Origin of the sequence: Pararhodobacter sp. (genome assembly GCF_034676545.1) — a bacterium.
Taxonomy (GTDB): Bacteria; Pseudomonadota; Alphaproteobacteria; order Rhodobacterales; family Rhodobacteraceae; genus Pararhodobacter.
The window spans coordinates 14,109-35,678 of sequence record NZ_JAUCBZ010000015.1; the positions used below are offsets into that span (position 1 = coordinate 14,109).

Annotated in this window: 21 protein-coding genes; 13 read left to right on the forward strand and 8 right to left on the reverse strand. The window is 62.5% G+C overall.

Features of this window, described 5'->3' with window-relative positions; all coding sequences use genetic code 11:
* The first annotated feature begins 132 nt into the window (after positions 1 to 132).
* The 9 genes from VDQ28_RS03415 to VDQ28_RS03455 all read left to right on the forward strand — a co-directional run bounded on the left by VDQ28_RS03415 (position 133) and on the right by VDQ28_RS03455 (position 9,995).
* Positions 133 to 2,424 carry an NADP-dependent malic enzyme gene (locus tag VDQ28_RS03415; RefSeq protein WP_323034597.1) on the forward strand — a complete coding sequence of 764 codons (2,292 nt, stop codon included), beginning with the start codon at positions 133 to 135 and terminating at the stop codon, positions 2,422 to 2,424.
* Between the two features lie 210 nt (positions 2,425 to 2,634).
* Entirely contained in the window at positions 2,635 to 4,527 is a 1,893-nt protein-coding gene (locus VDQ28_RS03420) for a propionyl-CoA synthetase (protein ID WP_323034598.1), read from the forward strand.
* A gap of 136 nt (positions 4,528 to 4,663) precedes the next feature.
* The gene (locus tag VDQ28_RS03425; protein WP_323034599.1) at positions 4,664 to 5,047 is read left to right on the forward strand and encodes an Hpt domain-containing protein; all 384 of its coding nucleotides are present in this window, start codon (positions 4,664 to 4,666) and stop codon (positions 5,045 to 5,047) included.
* A 2-nt stretch (positions 5,048 to 5,049) separates the two neighbouring features.
* Positions 5,050 to 6,444 carry a sigma-54 dependent transcriptional regulator gene (locus VDQ28_RS03430; RefSeq protein ID WP_323038058.1) on the forward strand — a complete coding sequence of 465 codons (1,395 nt, stop codon included), beginning with the start codon at positions 5,050 to 5,052 and terminating at the stop codon, positions 6,442 to 6,444.
* Positions 6,441 to 7,280, forward strand: a complete 840-nt coding sequence (locus VDQ28_RS03435) for an SDR family NAD(P)-dependent oxidoreductase (protein WP_323034600.1) — start codon at positions 6,441 to 6,443, stop codon at positions 7,278 to 7,280. The genes VDQ28_RS03430 and VDQ28_RS03435 overlap by 4 nt, the downstream gene beginning before the upstream one ends.
* A gap of 73 nt (positions 7,281 to 7,353) precedes the next feature.
* On the forward strand, positions 7,354 to 7,560 hold the full coding sequence (locus VDQ28_RS03440) for a twin transmembrane helix small protein (protein ID WP_323034601.1): 207 nt from the start codon (positions 7,354 to 7,356) through the stop codon (positions 7,558 to 7,560).
* 3 nt (positions 7,561 to 7,563) lie between these two features.
* Positions 7,564 to 8,136, forward strand: coding sequence for a cob(I)yrinic acid a,c-diamide adenosyltransferase (locus VDQ28_RS03445; RefSeq protein WP_323034602.1), 573 nt, complete (start codon positions 7,564 to 7,566; stop codon positions 8,134 to 8,136).
* 171 nt (positions 8,137 to 8,307) lie between these two features.
* Positions 8,308 to 9,069: an electron transfer flavoprotein subunit beta/FixA family protein gene (locus VDQ28_RS03450; protein WP_323034603.1), complete on the forward strand. Its 762-nt coding sequence runs from the start codon at positions 8,308 to 8,310 to the stop codon at positions 9,067 to 9,069.
* Positions 9,069 to 9,995, forward strand: coding sequence for an electron transfer flavoprotein subunit alpha/FixB family protein (locus VDQ28_RS03455; RefSeq protein WP_323034604.1), 927 nt, complete (start codon positions 9,069 to 9,071; stop codon positions 9,993 to 9,995). The genes VDQ28_RS03450 and VDQ28_RS03455 overlap by 1 nt, the downstream gene beginning before the upstream one ends.
* A 77-nt stretch (positions 9,996 to 10,072) precedes the next feature.
* Here the strand turns inward: VDQ28_RS03455 and VDQ28_RS03460 are convergent, their stop codons facing one another.
* Positions 10,073 to 10,606 carry a DUF6473 family protein gene (locus tag VDQ28_RS03460; RefSeq protein ID WP_323034605.1) on the reverse strand — a complete coding sequence of 178 codons (534 nt, stop codon included), beginning with the start codon at positions 10,604 to 10,606 and terminating at the stop codon, positions 10,073 to 10,075.
* Positions 10,607 to 10,885: 279 nt separating this feature from the next.
* On the opposite strand from VDQ28_RS03460, the gene VDQ28_RS03465 reads away from it, so the two are divergent.
* Positions 10,886 to 11,761, forward strand: a complete 876-nt coding sequence (locus VDQ28_RS03465) for a 3-hydroxybutyryl-CoA dehydrogenase (RefSeq protein WP_323034606.1) — start codon at positions 10,886 to 10,888, stop codon at positions 11,759 to 11,761.
* Positions 11,762 to 11,844: 83 nt separating this feature from the next.
* On the opposite strand, the gene VDQ28_RS03470 is transcribed toward VDQ28_RS03465, so the two are convergent.
* The 6 genes from VDQ28_RS03470 to VDQ28_RS03495 are packed head-to-tail and all read right to left on the reverse strand — an operon-like array spanning position 11,845 to position 16,302.
* A complete protein-coding gene (locus VDQ28_RS03470) occupies positions 11,845 to 12,117 on the reverse strand; it encodes an HPr family phosphocarrier protein (RefSeq protein WP_323034607.1) in 273 nt (90 codons plus the stop codon).
* A complete protein-coding gene (locus VDQ28_RS03475) occupies positions 12,114 to 12,515 on the reverse strand; it encodes a PTS fructose transporter subunit IIA (protein WP_323034608.1) in 402 nt (133 codons plus the stop codon). Before VDQ28_RS03475 ends, VDQ28_RS03470 begins: the two co-directional genes overlap by 4 nt.
* A gap of 4 nt (positions 12,516 to 12,519) precedes the next feature.
* A complete protein-coding gene (gene rapZ, locus VDQ28_RS03480; protein ID WP_323034609.1) occupies positions 12,520 to 13,419 on the reverse strand; it encodes an RNase adapter RapZ in 900 nt (299 codons plus the stop codon).
* A 20-nt stretch (positions 13,420 to 13,439) separates the two neighbouring features.
* Positions 13,440 to 13,853, reverse strand: a complete 414-nt coding sequence (locus tag VDQ28_RS03485; RefSeq protein WP_323034610.1) for a serine kinase — start codon at positions 13,851 to 13,853, stop codon at positions 13,440 to 13,442.
* Positions 13,850 to 15,568: a sensor histidine kinase gene (locus VDQ28_RS03490; protein WP_323034611.1), complete on the reverse strand. Its 1,719-nt coding sequence runs from the start codon at positions 15,566 to 15,568 to the stop codon at positions 13,850 to 13,852. Before VDQ28_RS03490 ends, VDQ28_RS03485 begins: the two co-directional genes overlap by 4 nt.
* A gap of 32 nt (positions 15,569 to 15,600) precedes the next feature.
* The gene (locus VDQ28_RS03495) at positions 15,601 to 16,302 is read right to left on the reverse strand and encodes a response regulator transcription factor (protein ID WP_323034612.1); all 702 of its coding nucleotides are present in this window, start codon (positions 16,300 to 16,302) and stop codon (positions 15,601 to 15,603) included.
* A 336-nt stretch (positions 16,303 to 16,638) separates the two neighbouring features.
* Between VDQ28_RS03495 and VDQ28_RS03500 the strand changes: the two genes are divergently transcribed.
* Both VDQ28_RS03500 and VDQ28_RS03505 read left to right on the forward strand, forming a co-directional pair.
* Positions 16,639 to 18,234, forward strand: a complete 1,596-nt coding sequence (locus tag VDQ28_RS03500) for a phosphoenolpyruvate carboxykinase (RefSeq protein ID WP_323034613.1) — start codon at positions 16,639 to 16,641, stop codon at positions 18,232 to 18,234.
* A gap of 7 nt (positions 18,235 to 18,241) precedes the next feature.
* Positions 18,242 to 18,835 (forward strand): DUF3859 domain-containing protein, encoded by a 594-nt coding sequence (locus tag VDQ28_RS03505; RefSeq protein ID WP_323034614.1) that lies wholly within the window; start codon positions 18,242 to 18,244, stop codon positions 18,833 to 18,835.
* Here the strand turns inward: VDQ28_RS03505 and VDQ28_RS03510 are convergent.
* Positions 18,804 to 19,574, reverse strand: a complete 771-nt coding sequence (locus VDQ28_RS03510) for a sulfite exporter TauE/SafE family protein (protein ID WP_323034615.1) — start codon at positions 19,572 to 19,574, stop codon at positions 18,804 to 18,806. The genes VDQ28_RS03505 and VDQ28_RS03510 overlap by 32 nt on opposite strands.
* A gap of 173 nt (positions 19,575 to 19,747) precedes the next feature.
* On the opposite strand from VDQ28_RS03510, the gene VDQ28_RS03515 reads away from it, so the two are divergent.
* A complete protein-coding gene (locus VDQ28_RS03515) occupies positions 19,748 to 21,430 on the forward strand; it encodes an acyl-CoA dehydrogenase family protein (RefSeq protein ID WP_323034616.1) in 1,683 nt (560 codons plus the stop codon).
* Positions 21,431 to 21,570: the final 140 nt, after the last annotated feature.

Here is a 21,570-nt window from a genome sequence, read left to right on the forward strand (position 1 = left end):
AGCCCCTCTTTGCGCCGCATAGTGCAAACCGAACCGCGCATTTGCAAGACTCACTTGAAACTGTTGCGCGGCAACGGGGCTAGCGCCGAAACTAGAATAGTTTAGTGTTGAACTAAACCTTTGGAGGACTCCATGACCGACGGTCGGCAAGACGATGTGAAGCAAGCAACCCGGCAAGCGGCACTGGATTATCACGAATTCCCGACACCGGGAAAACTGGAGATCCGCGCCACGAAACCGATGGCCAACGGTCGCGACCTGAGCCGCGCCTATTCGCCCGGCGTCGCGGAAGCCTGCCTTGAGATCAAAGCCGACCCAACCACCGCCGCCCGCTATACCACGCGCGGCAATCTGGTCGGGGTTGTGACCAATGGCACGGCGGTTCTGGGGCTGGGCAACATCGGCGCGCTGGCCTCGAAACCGGTGATGGAGGGCAAGGCCGTCCTGTTCAAGAAATTCGCCAACATCGACTGTTTCGACATCGAGCTGAACGAATCCGACCCCGAGAAACTGGCCGCAATCGTCTGCGCGCTGGAGCCGACCTTTGGTGCAATCAATCTGGAGGACATCAAGGCCCCGGATTGCTTTGTCGTCGAGCGTATCTGCCGCGAGCGGATGGGCATTCCGGTGTTCCACGACGACCAGCATGGCACGGCGATTGTTGTGGGGGCGGCGGCGACCAACGGGCTGCACCTGACGGGCCGCAACTTTGCCGATATCAAGATCGTCTCGACCGGCGGCGGGGCGGCGGGGATTGCCTGTCTGAACATGCTGCTGAAGCTGGGCGCAAAGCGCGAGAACATCTGGCTGTGCGACCTTCACGGGCTGGTCTACAAAGGCCGCGAAGCCGATATGAACCCGGAAAAGGCGGCGTTTGCGCAAGACAGCGACCTGCGCTCGCTGGATGAGGTGATTGACGGGGCCGATCTGTTTCTGGGCCTGTCGGGTCCCGGCGTGTTGAACCCCGGGCATGTCGCGCGCATGGCAAGCGACCCGGTGATCTTTGCGCTGGCGAACCCGACGCCCGAGATCATGCCCGAGGACGTGCAAGCCGTCGCACCGGGCGCGATCATGGCCACGGGCCGCAGCGATTATCCCAATCAAGTCAACAACGTGCTGTGTTTCCCGTTCATCTTTCGCGGGGCGCTGGATGTAGGCGCAACGCAGATCAACGACGCCATGCAGATCGCCTGCGTTGAAGGCATCGCCAAGCTGGCGCGCGCAACCACCAGCGCCGAAGCCGCGGCGGCCTATCAGGGCGAAACGCTCAGCTTTGGCCGTGAGTATCTGATCCCGAAACCCTTTGACCCGCGTTTGATGGGGGTGGTTGCCGGGGCGGTGGCCAAGGCCGCGATGGAAACCGGTGTCGCAACCCGGCCACTGGAGGACTTGGTGGCCTACAAGAACAAGCTGGACGAGTCGATGTTCCGCTCGGCCCTGCTGATGCGCCCGGTGTTTGCCGCCGCCAAATCGTCCGCGCGCCGGATCGTGTTCGCCGAGGGCGAGGATGAGCGCGTGCTGCGTGCATCGCTGGCCGTCATGGAGGAAACCACCGAGGTTCCGATCCTGATCGGCCGCCCGGACGTGATCGCGAAACGCTGCGAGCGGTATGGCTTGCCCATCCGGCCGGGCACCGATTTCGACGTGGTAAACCCCGAGAACGACGCGCGCTATCGGGACTATTGGGAAACCTATCATGCCTTGATGGAACGGCGCGGCGTCACGCCCGACACCGCCAAGGCCACCCTGCGCACCAACACCACCGCAATCGCGGCCATCATGGTGCATCGCGGCGACGCCGACAGCATGATCTGCGGCACATTCGGGCAGCCCTTGTGGCATCTGAACTATGTGCGGCAAATTCTGGCGCGCGACAAACTGCACGCGGTCGGGGCACTGAGCCTGATCATTCAGAATGACGGCCCGCTGTTCATTGCCGATATCCAGGTCAATGCCGAGCCAACACCCGAGCAAATCACCGCATCCGCCATTGGCGCGGCGCGCCATGCACGGCGGTTCGGGGTGACGCCCAAGGTTGCGCTGTGTTCGCACTCGCAATTCGGCACGCTGGATACGTCTTCGGGGCGGCGGATGCGCGCGGCGCTGGATATGATGGACGAGATGGGCCTCGATTTTGAATACGAGGGCGAAATGGCGGTCGATGCGGCGCTGGACCATGATTTGCGGCTGCGGATCTACCCGCGCTCGCGGCTGACCGGGTCGGCCAATATCCTGATTTTCGCCAATACCGATGCCGCGGGTGCGGCGCGCAACATCCTGAAAACCCGCGCGGGCGGGCTGGAGGTTGGCCCGATCCTGATGGGCATGGGCAACCGCGCGCATATCGTCACGCCGTCAATCACCGCGCGCGGATTGCTGAATATGGCGGCAATTGCGGGAACACCGGTGTCGCAATACGGCTGAGTCGAACTGCAAAGACGCGCGGCCGGGATTTGCAAACCTTGGCCGCGCTTGCCATTTCGGCCACGAATCAGCGTGAGTTTGCAAAGATTAGCCGCGGCGACTTGCGAATTTCTGCAAATTCTTGCCGCGCCCAAGCCCTGTCATCCGGTAACAGCGTTGCGTGATGGGCCTCACCTTGCGTAACTAACCGCATACGAGGAGGAGGTCCCCATGAGCTACGCAGACGTCTACCGGCAGTCAATCGAAGACCCGGACGGGTTCTGGCTGGAACAGGCCAAAGCCATCGACTGGGACACGCCGCCCACCCGCGCCCTGTTTCCAGAGCGCGCACCGATTTACGAGTGGTTCAAGGACGCCGAGGTCAACACCTGCTGGAACGCCGTGGATCGCCATGTCGCCGGCGGGCGCGGCAATCAGACGGCGATCATTTACGACAGCCCGATCAGCCACACCAAGCAGGAAATCACCTATGCCGAGTTGCTGGAGCGGGTCTCGATGCTGGCCGGGGCGCTGAAGGCCAAAGGCGTCGAAAAGGGCGACCGGGTGATCATTTACATGCCGATGATCCCGCAAGCTCTGGAGGCGATGCTGGCCTGCGCGCGCCTCGGGGCCATTCATTCGATGGTGTTCGGCGGCTTTGCGGCCAATGAGCTGGCCACCCGCATCAATGATGCGAAACCCAAGGCGATCATCGCCGCAAGCTGCGGGTTGGAGCCGGGCCGCGTGGTGCAGTACAAACCGCTGCTGGATGGCGCGCTGGAAATGTCCAGCCACAAGCCGGAGTTCTGCATCATTTATCAGCGGGATCAAGCGGTTGCCAAGCTGACCGCGGGTCGCGATTTTGACTGGCACACCGTGCAATCGGGTGTGGAGCCGGCAAATTGCGTGCCGGTTCGCGGCGATCATCCGGCCTATATCCTGTATACCTCGGGCACCACGGGCAACCCCAAAGGCGTGATCCGCGCCACGGGCGGGCATCTTGTGGCCTTGGCCTGGACGATGAAGAACCACTATAACGTCAACCCCGGCGAGGTCTTCTGGACAGCCTCGGATGTGGGCTGGGTCGTGGGGCATTCCTATATCGTCTACGGTCCGCTGATCCACGGCGCGACCACCGTGGTGTTCGAGGGCAAACCCGTGGGCACGCCCGATGCGGGCACCTTCTGGCGGGTGATCGAAGAGCACAAGGTGGTCAGCTTTTTCACCGCGCCAACCGCCTTCCGGGCAATCAAGCGCGAAGACCCCAAGGGCGAGTTCCTGGCGAAATACGACACCTCGTCGCTGCGCGTGCTGTATCTGGCCGGTGAGCGGGCCGACCCTGACACGATTATCTGGGCGCAAGACAAGCTGGGCGTGCCGGTGGTCGATCACTGGTGGCAAACCGAAACCGGCTGGGCCATTTGCGGCAACCCGCAGGGGCTGGACCCGCTGCCGATCAAGATCGGATCGCCCTCGGTGCCGATGCCGGGATACAAGGTCGAGGTGTTGGATGAGGCGGGCCAACCGGTGCCGCGGGGCACATTGGGCGCCATCGCGATCAAGCTGCCCTTGCCGCCCGGAACGCTGGCCAACCTGTGGAACGCCGAAGCGCGGTTCAAGAAAGCCTATCTGGAAACCTTCCCCGGCTATTATGAAACCGGCGACGCGGGTTATATCGACGCGGACGGCTATGTTTATATCATGGCGCGCACCGATGACGTGATCAACGTCGCCGGGCACCGCCTGTCAACCGGCGCGATGGAGGAGATTCTGGCCGCGCATTCGGATGTTGGTGAATGCGCCGTGATCGGCGTCACCGATCAGCTGAAGGGTCAGTTGCCGCTGGGCTTGTTGTGCCTGAACAAGGGTGTGGACCGCGACCCTGCGGAAATCATCCAGGAATGCGTGACGCTGGTGCGCAACAAGATCGGACCGGTTGCCGCGTTCAAACTGGCGGTGGTCGTGGAACGCTTGCCCAAGACTCGCTCTGGCAAGATTCTGCGGGCAACGATGGTCAAGATCGCCGATGGCGAGGCTTACACCATGCCCGCCACCATCGACGACCCGGCGATTCTGGACGAGATCGGTGACGCCCTGCGAACAATCGGCTATGCCAAGGCCTGACATTTCCAGTTTGAAAACAATAGGAAGCCCCGCTGTTGCCTGGCGGGGCTTCCTGTGTCATGGATATGCACTCACCTCTTGATTGTACGGCCAATAGATCGCAATCTCTGTTTTCAAAGGTGAGAGGTAGAGTAGCGTGATCGATACAAGTTCGTCGAACCAGACCCCGAATGCGGCATCGGGCGCCATTGATTTGGCGGTTCTCTACGCGCTGTTGAACATCGGCGGGGCGGAGATGCGGGACGAGCTTTGCGCGACGCTCATTGCCGATTTCGACCGGCTGCAAGCTGAAGTCGCGGCCAACCAAGGCCCGGCTCTGGCGCGCTCGGCGCATGAACTCAAAGGGCTGTCGGCAACGGTTGGCGCGAAACGCCTGGCGGATATGGCGCGCGCGCTCGACGCGGTGGCCGCGACGCTGCCGGATGCCGCGCGGGTGGTTATGGTCAGCGCGCTGGATCGTGAAATGACCGTGGTGCGCGCAGCACTGAACGCCGCGGCGCTGGGGACCTCATCCGAATGAAAATGCAGCCCCCGCCTTCTGACACGATACTGCTGATCGAAGACACGCCATCGTTGCAGATGATTTACAAGGCGGCCTTGAAGCGGGCCGACTATACCGTGGAAACCTGCGGCACCGGCGGCGAGGGGCTGGCGGCGTTTCGGCGGCTGCGGTCCAGCGTTGTCCTGCTGGACCTGATGTTGCCCGACCGCGCCGGTCTGGATGTCATGCACGAGATCCTGGCCAGTGCGCCGCAGACCTGCGTGATTGTCATCACCGCCAATGGCTCGATCAACAAGGCGGTCGAGATGATGCGCGCCGGGGTGCATGAATTTCTGGTCAAACCGTTTGACGATCAACGGCTGCTGGCGGCGATTGAAAACGCGCGCAGGGCCCTGCACCACCGCCCGAAACCAAACGAGTTCGAGGCCTCCATTCAGGTGCTGCCGCCGTTCATCGGGCACTCGGCGCCGATGCTGGCGGTTTACGACAAAATCCGATCCGTGGCGCGTTCGATGGCGACGGTGTTCATCACCGGCGATAGCGGCACCGGCAAGGAACTGTGCGCCGATGCCGTTCATCAGGGATCCGCCCGCGCGGGCGGCCCCTTCGTGGCGCTGAACTGCGGCGCGATCCCGGTTGATCTGCTGGAATCCGAGGTCTTCGGCCATTTGCGCGGCTCGTTCACTGGCGCGATCTCGGACAAACTGGGGGCGGCGGCGGCGGCGGACGGTGGCACGCTGTTTCTGGACGAAATCTGCGAGATGGACCTGAACCTGCAAACCAAGCTTTTGCGCTTCTTGCAGACCTCGACGATCACCCCGGTCGGTGCGACAAAACCGCGCAAGGTCAACGTGCGGATCGTCTGCGCCACCAATCGCAACCCGCTGGAGGAAGTCCGGCAGGGACGTTTTCGCGAGGATTTGTATTACCGCCTGCATGTGGTGCCGATCCATATGCCGCCACTGCGCGACCGTGGCGATGACGTCAACGAGATCGCGGAAACGCTGGTCGTGCAGATGGCCCGCGAGGAAGGCCGTGATTTCGCGGGCCTTTCGCCGCGCGTGCGCGAGTTGTTCCGCGAGTTGCCCTGGCCGGGCAATGTGCGCCAGTTGATCAACGTGCTGCGCAATGTCGTGGTGCTGAACGACGGTCCATTGGTGATGCCGACCATGCTGCCGCCGGATTTGCTGGTGGAACGAATGCGCCCGGCCGACACCAAACCCGCCGAGCCGCATCGCCCGGCCCTGGGCGATCTGGCGGGGCGGACCTTGGCGCAGATCGAGCGAATCGTGATCGAGGATACTCTGGCGCGGCACAATGGATCGGTGCCCAAGGCCGCGCGGGAACTGGATGTTTCGGCCTCGACGCTGTATCGCAAGCTGGATGCATGGTCCAAGGCTGAAGCGGCACAATGAACAGTTTGACACGCGCGATCCTGATCACCGGTTGTTCATCGGGGATCGGGTACCACTGCGCCCATGCCCTGCGCACGCGCGGCTGGCGGGTGTTTGCCTCGTGCCGCAAGCAAGCGGATTGTGACCGGCTGATCGCCGAGGGATTCGACAGCCCGCGGATCGACCAGGCGGACGCCGCCAGCCTTGAAACCGGGTTGGCGCAGGTTCTGGCGGCCACGGGTGGCACCTTGGACGCGCTGTTCAACAACGGTGCCTTCGCCTGCCCCGGCGCCGTCGAGGACCTGCCGACCGATGCCCTGCGCGAGACATTCGAGACGAATTTCTTTGGCGTCCACGAACTGACCCGGCGCGTGATCCCGGTGATGCGCGCGCAGGGTCATGGGCGGATCGTGCAGAATTCCTCGGTGCTGGGCTATACGCCCTATCGCTGGCGCGGGGCCTATGGGGCCAGCAAATTCGCGCTGGAGGGACTGACGCGCATCCTGCATCTGGAACTGTCGGACACGCCGATCAAGGTGGTGCTGATCCAGCCTGGGCCGATCCGCTCGGCGTTTCGGCGCAATGCAATCCCGCATTTTGAACGCTGGATCAATTGGCAGAACAGCGCCCGAGCCGCGCAATATCGCGACGTGCTGATCCCGCATCTTTATGACGACTCCGGCAAGAAAAACGCGTTTGAACTGGGACCGGAGGCTGTTGCCAAGGTGCTGTTCAAGGCGCTGGACCACCCCAACCCGCGCGCCCGCTATATTGTGACAACACCCGCCAAGGCCATTGCCTGGGCGCAAAGACTGCTGCCCGAACGGCTGCTGAATGCGTTTTTGGCCCGCCAATAGCGCGGCGTGGCATTTTCTCACTGGCATCACCGGGTGGACGCGCTATGTCTGAGCCAAAGCTTTGGAGGGCAGGATGCTGCTGAACGACCCCCTTTTCATCACCGCAGCCGTGGCCTCGTTGGTGGTGCTGGCAATCTTGATGTATGGAATCGGCACCTTTGCCGGGGGCAAAGACCCCTCGGGCCACAAGGCCAACAAGATCATGTGGTGGCGCATCGGCGCGCAATTCATAGTGGTGATCCTGATTGTCGGTTTCGCCTATTTACGCTCGGGGGGCTGAAAAATGGTTGTCTTGAACCGCATCTACACCCGCTCTGGTGACAAGGGCGACACCGCGTTGGGCAACGGGGTGCGCGTGCCCAAGGATTCGCTGCGCGTCGAGGCTTACGGAACGGTGGACGAAACCAACGCCTGCGTTGGCTTGGCGCGGCTTCGGGCCGAGGGCGAGATGGACGCGGCACTCGCCCGTATCCAGAACGACCTGTTCGATATGGGCGCGGACCTGTGCCGCCCCGATATGGCGAAAGACGCCGATGCCGAATACCCGCCGCTGCGCGCCACCGATTCGCAGGTTGACCGGCTGGAGGCCGAAATCGACGCGATGAACAGCGCGCTGTCGCCGTTGCGCAGTTTCGTGCTGCCGGGTGGGTCGGCGCTGGCCGCATCCCTGCACCAGTGTCGCACCGTCTGCCGCCGGGCCGAGCGGATCACCGTGTCGCTGTCGCGCGAGGAGCCCGTCAACCCGGCCGTCGTGCGCTATCTGAACCGCCTGTCGGACTGGTTCTTTGTGGCCAGCCGCGCCGCCAATGACAACGGCGCATACGATGTCCTGTGGGTGCCGGGCGCGAACCGTTGACGCTAACGGAGAGGTTGGCGCCAAAAAATCACCGCGAACGCGGCGTCGTGTCCCAGTGTTTGGTCGTTTTTTCCCTGTTTTCCGCAGCGCAGAGAGGCTAGGAATTGGGGCAGCAATTCATCTACCCGACCGACGGTTGTGTCGGGTCACGAACGAGGGAGAGTGTCGCCAATGAAGGTTTTGGTACCCGTTAAAAGGGTGATCGACTATAACGTGAAGGTTCGCGTCAAAGCGGATGGCAGCGGTGTTGATCTTGCGAACGTCAAGATGTCGATGAACCCGTTCGACGAAATCGCCGTCGAAGAGGCGATCCGTCTGCGCGAAAAAGGCGTCGCCACCGAGGTGGTCGCGGTGTCGATCGGCGTCAAGCAGGCGCAGGAAACCCTGCGCACGGCGCTGGCAATGGGTGCGGATCGGGCGATCCTGATCGTCGCCGCCGATGATGTGCACAATGACATCGAGCCTTTGGCGGTTGCCAAATTGCTGGCCGCTGTCGTCAAGGAAGAAGAGCCGGGTCTGGTTCTGGCCGGCAAGCAAGCCATCGACAACGACATGAACGCCACCGGTCAGATGCTGGCGGCGCTGTTGGGCTGGTCGCAGGGCACCTTTGCCTCGGAAATCGAGATCGTCGGTGACAAAGCCAAGGTCACGCGCGAAGTGGATGGCGGTTTGCAGACCATCGAAGTGACGATGCCGACCATCATCACCGTCGACCTGCGCCTCAACGAGCCACGCTATGCGAGCTTGCCGAACATCATGAAGGCCAAGAAAAAGCCGCTGGAGGAAAAGACGCCTGCCGATTACGGCGTCGATATTTCCCCGCGCCTGACGATTGTGAAGACCTCGGAACCTGCTGCGCGCAAGGCCGGCGTCAAGGTTGCCTCGGTTGATGAACTGATTGCGAAACTCAAAGACGAAGCGGGGGTGATCTGATGGCCGTTCTGCTACTTGCCGAAGTGAACAATGGTGCGCTGAACCGCGATGCCACCGCCAAAACCGTGACCGCAGCGGCCTCGCTGGGCGATATCACCGTGCTCTGCGCGGGGGCGTCGGCGGCTGCGGCGGCGGCCGAGGCGGCGACGATTGCGGGCGTGTCCAAGGTGCTCTGCGCCGAAGATCCCTCGCTGGGTCACCGTCTGGCCGAATCGACCGCGGCACTGATCGCCGGTCTGGCCTCGGGCTATAGCCATATCCTGGCCCCGGCGACCACTGATGCGAAAAACGTGCTGCCCCGTGTCGCGGCGCTGCTGGATGTGATGGTGATTTCGGACGTCTCGGGCGTCGTCGATGCCGACACGTTCGAGCGCCCGATCTATGCGGGCAATGCCGTGCAGACGGTCAAATCCTCGGACAACGTGAAAGTCGTCTCGATCCGGACCTCGACCTTTGATCTGGCGGGCGACGGCGGGTCGGCGGCGGTCGAAACCATCGACGTGGGTGCCTCGGATGGCCTGAGCACCTGGCTTGAGGACAAGGTCGCGGCGTCGGATCGGCCTGATCTGACCTCGGCAGGCGTTGTTGTCTCGGGCGGTCGCGGCGTCGGCTCGGAAGAAAGCTTTGCGTTGATCGAAGCGCTGGCCGACAAGCTGGGCGCGGCGGTTGGCGCATCCCGCGCGGCGGTGGATTCGGGCTACGCCCCGAACGACTGGCAGGTTGGCCAGACCGGCAAGGTCGTGGCCCCGGACCTGTATATCGCCGTCGGTATTTCTGGCGCGATTCAGCATCTGGCCGGGATGAAGGACAGCAAGGTCATTGTTGCGATCAACAAGGATGAAGAAGCGCCGATCTTCCAGGTTGCGGATTACGGGCTGGTTGCGGATCTGTTCACCGCGGTGCCGGAGCTGACCTCGAAACTCTGAGGGATGGTGCGTGCAAGCACACACCCTACGCGACTGTTGAAACGGCCCGCCAAGGATGATGGCGGGCCGTTTTTTCGTCAGGCACGACGCGTCACCAGCGCCGAACGCAGCGTTTCGGCCCCCGTCGCGCGATCATCGGTGTCGATCTGCACCCGGCGTCGCCCCTCGCTGGGGATCAGCGGGCGCTGCAACCACGACGGCGTCGGCAGATCAATCAGCGCGCCCTGCGTCGGCAGGTGTTGCAGCAGGTCCTGCATCCGTGCCACCCAGACCGCCGAGATCACGCGGCGCACCTCGGTGTAGCGCACCGAGCAGGTGGCCGCCAAGGTTCCCAGGACGTGCCCCGTGAACGACATGGTTGCAAAATCGACGTCAGGAAACAAGGACTTGAGCGCAGGTCGGGCGGTCACAAACCGATCGTTCCGGCGCGGATGCACCGAGTAAAACGGATTGCTGAGATTGCCCACTGGCGGCAGCACGAGCGCAAAGGCCAAGGCCTGCGACGCCCCCTCAAGCAGCGAAGGGTCGTTGAGATGGTAGTCCACCCCCTCGACTTGCGCGATGGGAGCCAGAAGCCGATCCAGAACGCGCCGCGACAGATGCGATGTCATGCGGCCAGCGCCGCGGTTTCCAATGAGAAGAAGCGCATGGTGGCGCCCCTCGACAGACAGTTCAGCGGGGCGCGGTGGCACCAAGTCGACGCCCCCGCCCGGCCGAATCGGCAGGCAGTGTTGCATATTCCCCATTCCCTTTCGTTCACCCACCCGCCAGTGTTGCGCCAAAAGCTTGCGATCCCCTTACCAAGCCCTGGAATATTGCCGCACTCCGGGCTTGCGCCGTCCTTGGTGGCGGGCCTATGGTCCGTGAGGAACAGCATACGGGGATCAATTATGGACATTCAAAGCGTCGGAATCGTTGGCGCGGGTCAGATGGGAAACGGCATTGCCAATGTCTTTGCAATGGCGGGCTTTGATGTTCTCCTGACCGATATTTCCGCAGACGCTCTGACGAACGCCGTGGCCCTGGTGGACAAGAATCTGGAGCGGCAGGTACAACGCGAAAAGATCACCGCCGAGCAAAAGGCCGCCGCCATGGCGCGGATCCGCACGACAACCCGGCTTGCCGATATCGGTCCGAGCGATCTGATTATCGAGGCCGCGACCGAGCGCGAGACGATCAAGCAGGCGATCTTTGAAGATCTGCTGCCGCATCTGAAACCGAACACGATTCTGACCTCGAACACCTCGTCGATTTCCATCACCCGACTGGCCAGCCGCACCGACCGGCCCGAGCGTTTCATGGGGTTCCATTTCATGAACCCGGTGCCGGTGATGCAATTGGTGGAACTGATCCGCGGCATTGCCACCGACGAGCCGACCTATCGCACGCTGCTGGCGGTGGTGGACAAGCTGGGAAAAACCGCCGCCAGTGCCGAGGATTTTCCGGCTTTTATCGTCAATCGCATCCTGATGCCGATGATCAACGAGGCGGTTTATACGCTGTATGAGGGCGTGGGCTCGGTCAAATCCATTGATGAATCGCTGAAGCTGGGCGCGAATCACCCGATGGGGCCGCTGGAGCTGGCGGATTTCATCGGGTTGGACACCTGTCTGGCGATCATGAACGTGCTGCATGAGGGTTTGGCGGATACCAAGTACCGCCCTTGCCCGCTGCTGACGAAATATGTGGAGGCCGGGTGGTTGGGCCGCAAGACCCGCCGCGGGTTCTATGATTACCAGGGCCCGGTGCCCGTGCCGACGCGGTAGAAAGAGGGAAAAAGGGGGGCGTTGCCCCCCTCTTGGCCTGCGGCCAATTCACCCCCCAGAGTATTTTGGGCAAGATGAGGGGGTCAGAATGGCTCGCCGAACTTGTCGGCGATGAGGGCGGCGAGCGCCTCCATCAAGGGCTGCGCTTGTGCGCCGGTGGTGCAAACACGGATCTGGGTGCCGCGTGAGGCCGCGAGCATCAGCAACCCCATGATGGAGTCGCCGGACACGCTCATGCCGTCTTTCTCGACCTCGGCTTTCGCGTCAAACCGTTCGACGACTTCAACGAATTTGGCGGAAGCGCGCGCATGCAGCCCTTTTTCATTGGTTATATTCAGAACCTGCTCGACGCTCAAACTCCACCCCCCTGGCTGACTTCCATTGAATTGATATATTTTCGCCCGGCCTCGAGCGCCAGAGCGGTGGCTTCGGCGACCGAACGTTTGCGAGATTTCACCAGTTTGATCAGCATCGGCAGGTTTGCACCGTAGAGGATGCGCCGGTTTGGCAAGACGCAGGCCGGCATCGACAGGTTCGACGGGGAGCCGCCAAACATATCCGTCACCAGGACAACCCCGTCGCCCGTGTCGACCTCGTTGGCGGCGTCGCGAATTTCAATCTGTTTTTCGCCGCGGTTATGGTCATATTCGATGGAAATCGCGCGAATTCCACGTTGTCTGCCGACAACATGCTCTATCGCCGCAAGATACTCGCGCGCCAAACCACCGTGCGCGACGATCACGATTCCGATCACGCCTTTACCCTTGCTTCGCCAGCGGCACTCCGGATCGGCGCCGTTCCAACTCTCTGTGCCTCTTTGACACCCGCCAGCCCTGTTCCGCAAGCGTTTGCGTCAACTTTTCCGCCAAGGCGACGGAGCGATGTTTACCCCCCGTGCACCCAAATGCAATCGTCAGACTGGTTTTTCCTTCATCCACGAAGGCGTCGAGCAGCGAGCCGATGAGATCGCGCACCCGGTTGAAGAAATCGGCGAACCGGGGATCGGCCTCGACATGGGCGCTCACCGCCGGGTCGCGGCCATCGAGGGCGCGCAGCGTTGGCTCCCAATGCGGGTTGGCGAGGAAGCGGCAATCGAACACCATATCGACGCCGCGCGGCAGGCCGCGTTTATACGAGAAGGATTGCACCGACAGGGCCATGGGTGCGCCCGAGGCGGGGGCGAACCAGCGCACGATTTCGGCGCGCAACTGGTGCGGCGACAGGTCACTGGTGTCGATCAGCACATCGGCGCGCTCGCGCACGGTGGTCAGCAGTTCCAACTCGGATTCAATGCCGATCGCGGGGGCGCCCTCGGGGCTGAGGGGGTGCCGGCGCCGGGTCTCGGAGTAGCGGCGCAGCAAGGTATCGGCGTCGCAGTCGAGGTACAGAAGATCGGCTTGGACACCGGACCGGCGGTGCAATGTATCAATCAGCTCGATCAGTGCATCCGCGGAAAAGTCGCGGTTGCGCACATCCACGCCCAGCGCCAGGGGGCGAGTCAGCGGCGGCCCATCGAGCAGACGCGGGATCAGCGACATGGGCAGGTTGTCGATACTCTCGAAGCCCAGGTCCTCGAGCGTGTTGATCGCCGAGGATCGCCCGGCGCCCGACGGGCCGGTGACCAACACCAATCTGGTTTCCATCTGGGACTCGAGCATGGCGGGCAATCCTGAAACAGTCACGGCAAGAGATAGTGCGATATTCCGCGCGCAAAAGGGGTGTCGGGGCGACCGGCCAGACACGGGAGCGTGACCCCCCTCACAAGCCGCGACAGGGGGTCGGGCAAGCGGCGGCTGGCGGGCCTGTCGAGATCGACAACCAGCACGATCTGCGCCAGTCGTCGGTACGTCATGGTCACGATGCCAAGGCCGCGGACCTCGATCATGCCGGCGATACTGTGGGGGGCGCGGGCAAAGAGGGTGCCGTTGAGAGCGGTCAGCAAGACCTGATCATCCGAGACAAGCTGCGCGCCCTCGCCGATCAGGGCCATCGCCAGTTGCGACTTTCCGCTGCCCGAGGCGCCGGTGATCAACACGCCGGCGTGTGGACCAAAGGCCACTGCCGAGGCGTGGACATTGGGCGCGGCAGTCACAGGGGCAGACCGACCACGAAACGGGCACCCAGCGGCGGTGAGTTGCGGTCGGCGTGGGTCGGGCGGATGTTTTCGGCCCAGATCACGCCGCCATGCGCCTCGACAATCTGCTTGGAGATCGCGAGGCCAAGGCCGGAATGGTTGCCGAATTGCTCGACGGAACGTTCGGAATAAAAGCGCTTGAACACTTTGCTCAGGGCTTGGTCGGGGATGCCGGGGCCGGTGTCCTCGACGACGATCAGCACGCGGTTCTCGCGTTTGCGCGCCCAGATGCGGACCGCGTCGCCCTCTTCGCAAAACGAGATCGCGTTGGTGATCAGGTTGACAAACACCTGCGCCAACCGTGCCTCGAGCCCCTGGATCAGCACCGGATCGCGCGGCAGTTCACTGATGAACTCGACGCCCTTGGCCTCGGCCTCCTGGCCCAGATGCTGGCTCAGGTTGTCCAGCGTCTTGCACAGGTTGAAGGTTTCTTCTTCTTCCTTGACCAACTCGCTGTCCAACCGCGACGCGTTCGAGGTGTCGGAGATCAGGCGATCAAGGCGACGCACGTCATGTTCGATCACGTCCAGCAGACGCGTGACCTGATCCTCGCGCTTGGCGACGCGCAACGTGCCGACCGCCGAACGCAGGCTGGCCAGCGGGTTCTTGATTTCATGCGCCACATCGGCGGCGAATTGTTCGTTGGCGTCGATCCGGTCATAGAGCGCCGAGACCATGCCGCGCATGGCCACCGACAGGCGGCCGATCTCATCGGGGCGGCCTGCAAGGTCCGGGATGCGCACCCGGCCCGGGGACAGACGCCGCGCGTTCTTGTCGCGGCCCAGTTCGGCGGCGGTGGCCAGATCGGCCAGAGGGTTGGCGATGGTCGAGGCCAGCACGAGGCTGAGGCCGACCGAGACCAGCAGCGCCACGACAAACATCTGCAGCACCTGCTCACGCTCGGCACGCAACATGCGTTCGATATTGGCGGGGATTTGCTGCATCACCACCGAGCCGACGACCGTATCCCCCTGAAAGACCGGCGCCACGGCAAGCATGCGAAATCCGCCATCCAGCCGCAGAACACGGCTGGTCGAGCGCCCCGTCATGGCCTCGGCGTGCAACTCGGCCAGCAAGGCGGCGGCGTCAGGTTGAGGCGAGCGCTCGCCCGGAACCAGCGACGACAGGACCGACCAGACCGCGTCAAGCGTGTCCGAAATGATGGTGCGTTGGAGCTCCAGATCATGCGTGGCATCGGTGGGCGACGCGCGCCCGCCTTGGCCGCGTTGCGCCAGTTCGATGCGGCCCGCGGCGTCCAGCAACAGCACTTCGGTATCCGAATTCAACGACAGCGCCGACAGCGCCCGTTCGCGTGCGGCAATCGCCGGTGGCGACGCATAGTCACCGTCCTGCGTCAGGCTGGGCAGCACCGCGAGAATATCCGCCAGACCTTCGACCTGCGCGATCAGCGAGATCTCATGCTGCCGGGCGAGGGTGTCCCGGAACGGGTTGGTGAACAAGACGCCCGCGACCAGCAGAACCAGCGCGAGCATGTTGAACAGGATGATCTTGCGCGCCAGAGGAGACTGGAAAATCGACAACAGGCCACGGCGCGCACGGTGAATGCGCACTTCGGTATCGACCGCGCTTTGCGGCCGAACCCAATCATCCCCAAGCACCACTTCGCTGTTCGCGCCATGCACTTGTGGGTCTATGTCCGCCCTTGCCGCCATATTCTTCAATGTATCATGGGCCAGACCTGTCTTCAGGCCTCGTTGTATTTGTAACCGATACCATAGAGCGTTTCGATCGACGAGAAATCGTCATCGACCGAGCGCATTTTCTTGCGCAGGCGCTTGATGTGGCTGTCGATGGTGCGGTCGTCGACGTAGACCTGATCATCATAGGCCACGTCCATCAACTGATCGCGGCTTTTGACGAAGCCGGGACGCTGCGCCAAAGCCTGCAACAGCAGGAATTCGGTGACCGTCAGCGTGACCTCCTGACCTTTCCACACGACAGCGTGGCGCAGGGGGTCCATCGACAGCGAGCCGCGAATCATGACCTTGGTTTCTTCGGTGGTGCCGACCTCGTCGTTTTCCACCGCTTGCTGACGGCGCAGAAGCGAGCGTATCCGCTCGATCAGAAGCCGCTGCGAGAAGGGTTTCTTGACGTAGTCATCCGCGCCCATCCGCAGGCCCAGAACTTCGTCGATCTCGTCGTCTTTCGACGTCAGGAAGATCACCGGCATCTGGGTTTTCTGGCGCAGGCGCTGCAACAGCTCCATCCCGTCCATGCGCGGCATCTTGATGTCGAGCACCGCCATATCCGGAAGCTTGCGGTTGAACGCTTCGAGGGCCGATTGGCCGTCATTATAGGTTTCGACCTCGAAACCTTCGGCTTCGAGGGAAATCGACACGGACGTCAGGATATTCCTGTCGTCGTCGACCAGTGCGATCTTTGACATGGGCCTGTCCTTGTGCTGCTCATTATAGTTTTTTTGTTAAGCACTCTAGATTCTCCACGCCGAGAATCAACTGAATAGTCCCTCAAATTGCCCGCAATCGGCCATAAATATGCCATAGTCGCTGACGGATTCGCGGATCGCCCCGCCAATTACAACCTGCACGATAGTTTGCGATAACAGGAAATTGTTAGCGATAAAGGGGTGAATGTGTCCTGTTCGATCCATGAAACGCCATGATATAGCCCAGATGTCGGGTGTACAGACCGCATGCTGCGTGGCAAAGGGCAATTGGGCAAATCTACTCAAAGCCAGGCAGCAAGGCTAAGGAGCGAGCAAATGACTGCAGGACGCGTCAATCCCAAACATCGTTTGGAAGATCAGGGTATCACGGGGCTGGGATCTGTGTCCTATAACCTTATCGAGCCCGCGTTGGTTCAATCCGCGATCAGTCGCGGCGAAGGGACTCTGGGACAAGGTGGCGCCTTTTTGGTGAGCACCGGCCAGTATACGGGCCGGTCACCCAAAGACAAATTTGTCGTGCGTTCCCCCGCTGTCGAGGACAGCATCTGGTGGGAAAACAACGCCGCGATGACGCCCGAGGCGTTCGATCGGCTGTATGAGGACATGACCGCCCATATGAAGGGCCGCGATTATTTCGTGCAGGACCTCTTTGGCGGGGCCGATGCAGAGCACCGTCTGGATGTGCGCATGGTCACCGAACTGGCGTGGCACGGGCTGTTCATCCGGCATTTGCTGCGGCGCCCGTCGCGCGAGGAGCTGGACAGCTTCGTGCCGGACTGGACGATCATCAACTGCCCCAGCTTCAAGGCAGACCCCAAGCGTCACGGCTGCCGCTCTGAAACGGTGATCGCGCTGAACTTTGAGCGCAAGATGATCCTGATCGGCAACACCGCCTATGCCGGTGAAAACAAGAAATCGGTGTTCTCGCTGCTCAACTACATCCTGCCCGGCAAGGGCGTGATGGCGATGCACTGCTCGGCCAACCACGCGATTGACGACCCGGATGATTCGGCGGTTTTCTTTGGCCTGTCCGGCACCGGCAAGACCACGCTGTCGGCGACCCGCCGCACCCTGATCGGCGACGACGAGCATGGCTGGTCGGACACCGGCGTGTTCAACTTCGAGGGCGGCTGCTACGCCAAGACCATCAAGCTGGACCCCAAGGCCGAGCCGGAAATCTACGCCACGACCTCGCGCTTTGGCTCTGTGGTCGAGAACATGGTGTTCGACCCCGAGACGCTGGAACTGGACTTCGAGGACAACTCGCTGACCGACAACACCCGCGTCGCCTATCCGCTCGAGGCGATCTCGAACGCGTCGGAAACCTCGCTGGGTGGACACCCCAAGCATATCATCATGCTGACCTGTGATGCCTACGGCGTGCTGCCGCCGATCGCGCGGCTGACCTCGGCGCAGGCGATGTATCACTTCCTGTCGGGCTTCACCTCCAAGGTTGCGGGCACCGAGCGCGGCGTGACCGAGCCCGAGCCAACCTTCTCGACCTGCTTTGGCGCGCCCTTCATGCCGCGTCGCCCCGAGGTTTACGGCAAGCTGTTGCAAGCCAAGATCGCCGAGCATGGCGCGACCTGCTGGCTGGTGAACACCGGCTGGACCGGCGGGGCCTATGGCACGGGGTCGCGGATGCCGATCCACGCAACCCGCGCCTTGCTGACGGCGGCGTTGAACGGCACGCTGAACGAAGGCGAATTCCGCAAGGACCCCAATTTCGGCTTTGATGTTCCGGTCTCCTGCGAGGGCGTGGCCGACGTCCTGCTGGACCCGCGCCGCACCTGGAGCGTGAACGAGGAGTATGACGCACAGGCGCAAAAGCTGGTGCAGATGTTCTCGAATAACTTTGCGCAATATCTGCCGCATATCGACGACGACGTGAAAGCCGCCGCGATTGGTTGAGCGGATCATGCCCCACGTTTCACACAGACCAAACCCCGTCCTTGTGGCGGGGTTTGTGCTATGCGGCGCGTCGCTGACGGCGGCGCAGGCGGACACCGCGATTGCGCAATCGCCACAGGTCGAAACGCTGGTCCCCGGCCTGTTCTGCGCCGCCGAGGAGCGCAATCAACGCGCCGCACCCGAGACCATCGCGGGCTTTGTCTACGAACCCGTCAACCCGGTCGCGATGGTCGCCGAGGGGCAGGTGGTGCCGGCGATGATCGGCCTTGGCTTTGGCGTGCGGTTTACCTTGGCCGACGCCGAGGACGCGGCGCTGGACTATACCGTCACCCATCCGCCGATGCCGCCCGGCATGGTGACGGTGCAACGCTGGGGCAGCACGCTGACGGGTGGCAATGTGGGGACGGTGTTTTTCCAATTCGACGTGCCCGAGGAGCTCCAGCCCGGCGACTGGAGCTTTGCCGCCACCCGCGACGGCGCGCCCGTGTTCCGCGTCGGCTTCACCGTGCGCCCGGCCTCGGAATTGCCGGCGCTGGTGGGCTTGTGTCAGGGCGGATCGCTGCTGTCGCTCAGCCAAAGAAGCCGCGCCGCAGCAGGTTGACCGCACTGATCATCAGCATGATCAGCGCATAGCGGCGGAATTTCTCGGCATCCAGCTTGTCCTGCACCACATATCCCAGAAACAGCCCCAGCGTTGACGGCACCAGCATGGCGATGGACAGCGGCAAGGTCTGCGCGTTCAGCAGCCCCGTGCGCAGATGCATGAGCAGCAACATGACGCCGCCAACCGTGAAAATCACGCTCATGATGCAGACCATTTCGCGCTTTGGCGTCTTTGCCGCGAGCAGATAGACAATCACCGGCGGCCCCCAAACGCCCGAAATCCCGCCATACAGCCCGCCGATCAGCCCGATGGCATATTGCAGCGGGTTGCGCCGGTTGGCCGGGATGTCGGGCGTCCAGCCGCTGATTTGCAGCATGCTGAACATCAGTACGGCCGAACCCAGCAACAGGAACATGATGTATTGCGGCAAAACCACCGCGAAGGGCGCCGAGATCGTGATGCCAACCAAGGTCAGCACGATGATGCGCCAGAAGGCCTTGGCCGAGACCCAGGCCGCACGGAAGCCGAATCGCACCGATTGATGCGCATTCGCCACCACAACCGGCAGGATCAACGCCGCCAGTGCGGTTTGTGCGGGCATGAAGGACGGCAACACGGCGATCATGATCAGCGGCAAGGCAAAGCCGATCGCCCCTTTGACGATGCCGGCCAACAAGGTCACGCCAAACGCCAGCGCAAAGGACCACAGCGGCAAACCGCCCAAGAAAATCTCCATGCCGTGCTCCTGATGCGATGGGGTTCATCCGGGTGATACAATGCACGCGGCATTGCTGCACGAGCAAAATATCTGCGACATATTCCTGCAAATCGCGCCTCATTGTTGAATTATTGTTGCGCTGCACCTGCGAAGGGTTTATTTGCATCCCCAGCATTTTAAAGGAGTCACCCATGCCCCATGATGGACAGGATCTGCAGCGCCCCTCCCCGTTGATGGACGATCTGCTCGCCCAGGTCGCCGGTGTCATCGCGCCCTTGGAAACGCTTCTGGCGACCGCAACCGACCGCGTGCGGGCAACGGTTTCGGAACAGGGCAAGATCAGCGCCGGATTGCTGGACGAGCATCAGCGCGCCGCGCATGGCCTTGCGTGGCTGGCTACCTATGTCGAGGCCATTCGCCAGATGCAAACCTGGGCCGCGCGTCTTGCCGAGGCTGGCAGCCTGACCGAGATGGACCAACTGTTGCTGCAAATCGGCGTCGGGGAATATCTGTGGCAAATCTGGGGTGGTATCCCGATGACGCAGGGCGAGATCCTGCGGTTGCAAGATATCGGCCTGTCGCAAGACGATCAAAAACCGCTGACGACGCCTGCAATCATGGCGCTGACCCAGCAGGGCAACAGCCCCGCTGCGCGCGCGCGTCTGGTCGAGTTGATGCGCGAAAACCATGGTCGGGCGACCTTTGGCAGCACCGGATTGGATGACGAGCTGGAAATGATCCGCGACCAGTTCCGCCGCTTTGCCGACGAACGGGTCGCGCCGTTTGCCCATGACTGGCATCTGAAAGACCAGTTGATCCCGATGGAGATCATCGAGGAACTGTCTGAAATGGGCGTGTTCGGCCTGACAATCCCCGAAGAATTCGGCGGGTTGGGCCTGTCGAAAGCCTCGATGGTGGTGGTGTCGGAAGAACTCAGCCGCGGCTATATCGGCGTCGGATCGCTGGGCACGCGCTCGGAAATCGCCGCCGAGTTGATCCTGTGTGGCGGCACGCAGGCGCAAAAGGAACAATGGTTGCCGAAACTGGCCTCGGGCGAGACCTTGCCAACGGCGGTGTTCACCGAGCCGAACACCGGGTCAGACCTTGGCAGCTTGCGCACCCGCGCGGTCAAGGACGGCGAGGATTGGGTGGTCACCGGCAACAAGACCTGGATCACCCACGCCGCGCGCACCCATGTCATGACCCTGCTGGCGCGCACCGACCCCGAGACCACGGATTACCGGGGCCTGAGCATGTTTCTGGCCGAGAAAACCCCGGGCACCGACGCCGACCCCTTCCCGACCCCCGGCATGACCGGCGGCGAGATCGAGGTTCTGGGCTACCGGGGCATGAAGGAATACGAGCTGGGCTTTGACGGGTTCAAGGTCAAGGGCGAGAACCTCTTGGGCGGCGAAACCGGTCAGGGCTTCAAGCAACTCATGCAGACCTTCGAGAGTGCGCGCATCCAGACCGCGGCCCGCGCCATCGGCGTGGCGCAGAACGCGCTGGAAGTCGGCATGCAATACGCCGAGGACCGCAAGCAATTCGGCAAGCCCTTGATCGCCTTCCCGCGGGTGGCCGACAAGCTGGCGATGATGGCGGTGGAAATCATGGTCGCCCGGCAGCTGACCTATTTCAGCGCCTGGCAGAAGGACCATGACAAACGCTGCGACGTCGAGGCGGGCATGGCAAAGCTCTTGGGCGCGCGGGTGGCCTGGGCGGCGGCGGATAACGCGCTGCAGATCCACGGCGGCAACGGCTTTGCGCTGGAATATCAGATCAGCCGCATCCTGTGCGACGCGCGGATCCTGAACATCTTCGAGGGCGCGGGCGAGATTCAGGCGCAGGTGATCGCGCGGCGTTTGCTGGGGTAAACAGGAAGGGGCCTTGCCCCTCTTCGGCTGCGCCGAATTCACCCCAGGATATTTCTGGAACAAAGAGGGGGCCCCGTTTGCCCCCTTGACCCGCATTCTGGAGCCTGTGCAGGTTGGTGAAAACCGCCAAGGAAAAGCGC

Excerpts from the sequence above, each read along its gene's own strand:
- VDQ28_RS03440 (WP_323034601.1), top strand. The coding sequence starts at position 7,354 with ATGCTGCTGAACGACCCCCTTTTCATCACCGCAGCCGTGGCCTCGTTG.
- VDQ28_RS03460 (WP_323034605.1), bottom strand. The coding sequence starts at position 10,606 with ATGACATCGCATCTGTCGCGGCGCGTTCTGGATCGGCTTCTGGCTCCC.
- VDQ28_RS03450 (WP_323034603.1), top strand. The coding sequence starts at position 8,308 with ATGAAGGTTTTGGTACCCGTTAAAAGGGTGATCGACTATAACGTGAAG.
- VDQ28_RS03505 (WP_323034614.1), top strand. The coding sequence starts at position 18,242 with ATGCCCCACGTTTCACACAGACCAAACCCCGTCCTTGTGGCGGGGTTT.
- VDQ28_RS03510 (WP_323034615.1), bottom strand. The coding sequence starts at position 19,574 with ATGGAGATTTTCTTGGGCGGTTTGCCGCTGTGGTCCTTTGCGCTGGCG.
- VDQ28_RS03445 (WP_323034602.1), top strand. The coding sequence starts at position 7,564 with ATGGTTGTCTTGAACCGCATCTACACCCGCTCTGGTGACAAGGGCGAC.
- VDQ28_RS03490 (WP_323034611.1), bottom strand. The coding sequence starts at position 15,568 with ATGGCGGCAAGGGCGGACATAGACCCACAAGTGCATGGCGCGAACAGC.
- VDQ28_RS03455 (WP_323034604.1), top strand. The coding sequence starts at position 9,069 with ATGGCCGTTCTGCTACTTGCCGAAGTGAACAATGGTGCGCTGAACCGC.
- VDQ28_RS03495 (WP_323034612.1), bottom strand. The coding sequence starts at position 16,302 with ATGTCAAAGATCGCACTGGTCGACGACGACAGGAATATCCTGACGTCC.
- VDQ28_RS03515 (WP_323034616.1), top strand. The coding sequence starts at position 19,748 with ATGCCCCATGATGGACAGGATCTGCAGCGCCCCTCCCCGTTGATGGAC.
- VDQ28_RS03435 (WP_323034600.1), top strand. The coding sequence starts at position 6,441 with ATGAACAGTTTGACACGCGCGATCCTGATCACCGGTTGTTCATCGGGG.
- VDQ28_RS03430 (WP_323038058.1), top strand. The coding sequence starts at position 5,050 with ATGCAGCCCCCGCCTTCTGACACGATACTGCTGATCGAAGACACGCCA.
- VDQ28_RS03465 (WP_323034606.1), top strand. The coding sequence starts at position 10,886 with ATGGACATTCAAAGCGTCGGAATCGTTGGCGCGGGTCAGATGGGAAAC.
- VDQ28_RS03420 (WP_323034598.1), top strand. The coding sequence starts at position 2,635 with ATGAGCTACGCAGACGTCTACCGGCAGTCAATCGAAGACCCGGACGGG.
- rapZ (WP_323034609.1), bottom strand. The coding sequence starts at position 13,419 with ATGCTCGAGTCCCAGATGGAAACCAGATTGGTGTTGGTCACCGGCCCG.
- VDQ28_RS03500 (WP_323034613.1), top strand. The coding sequence starts at position 16,639 with ATGACTGCAGGACGCGTCAATCCCAAACATCGTTTGGAAGATCAGGGT.
- VDQ28_RS03415 (WP_323034597.1), top strand. The coding sequence starts at position 133 with ATGACCGACGGTCGGCAAGACGATGTGAAGCAAGCAACCCGGCAAGCG.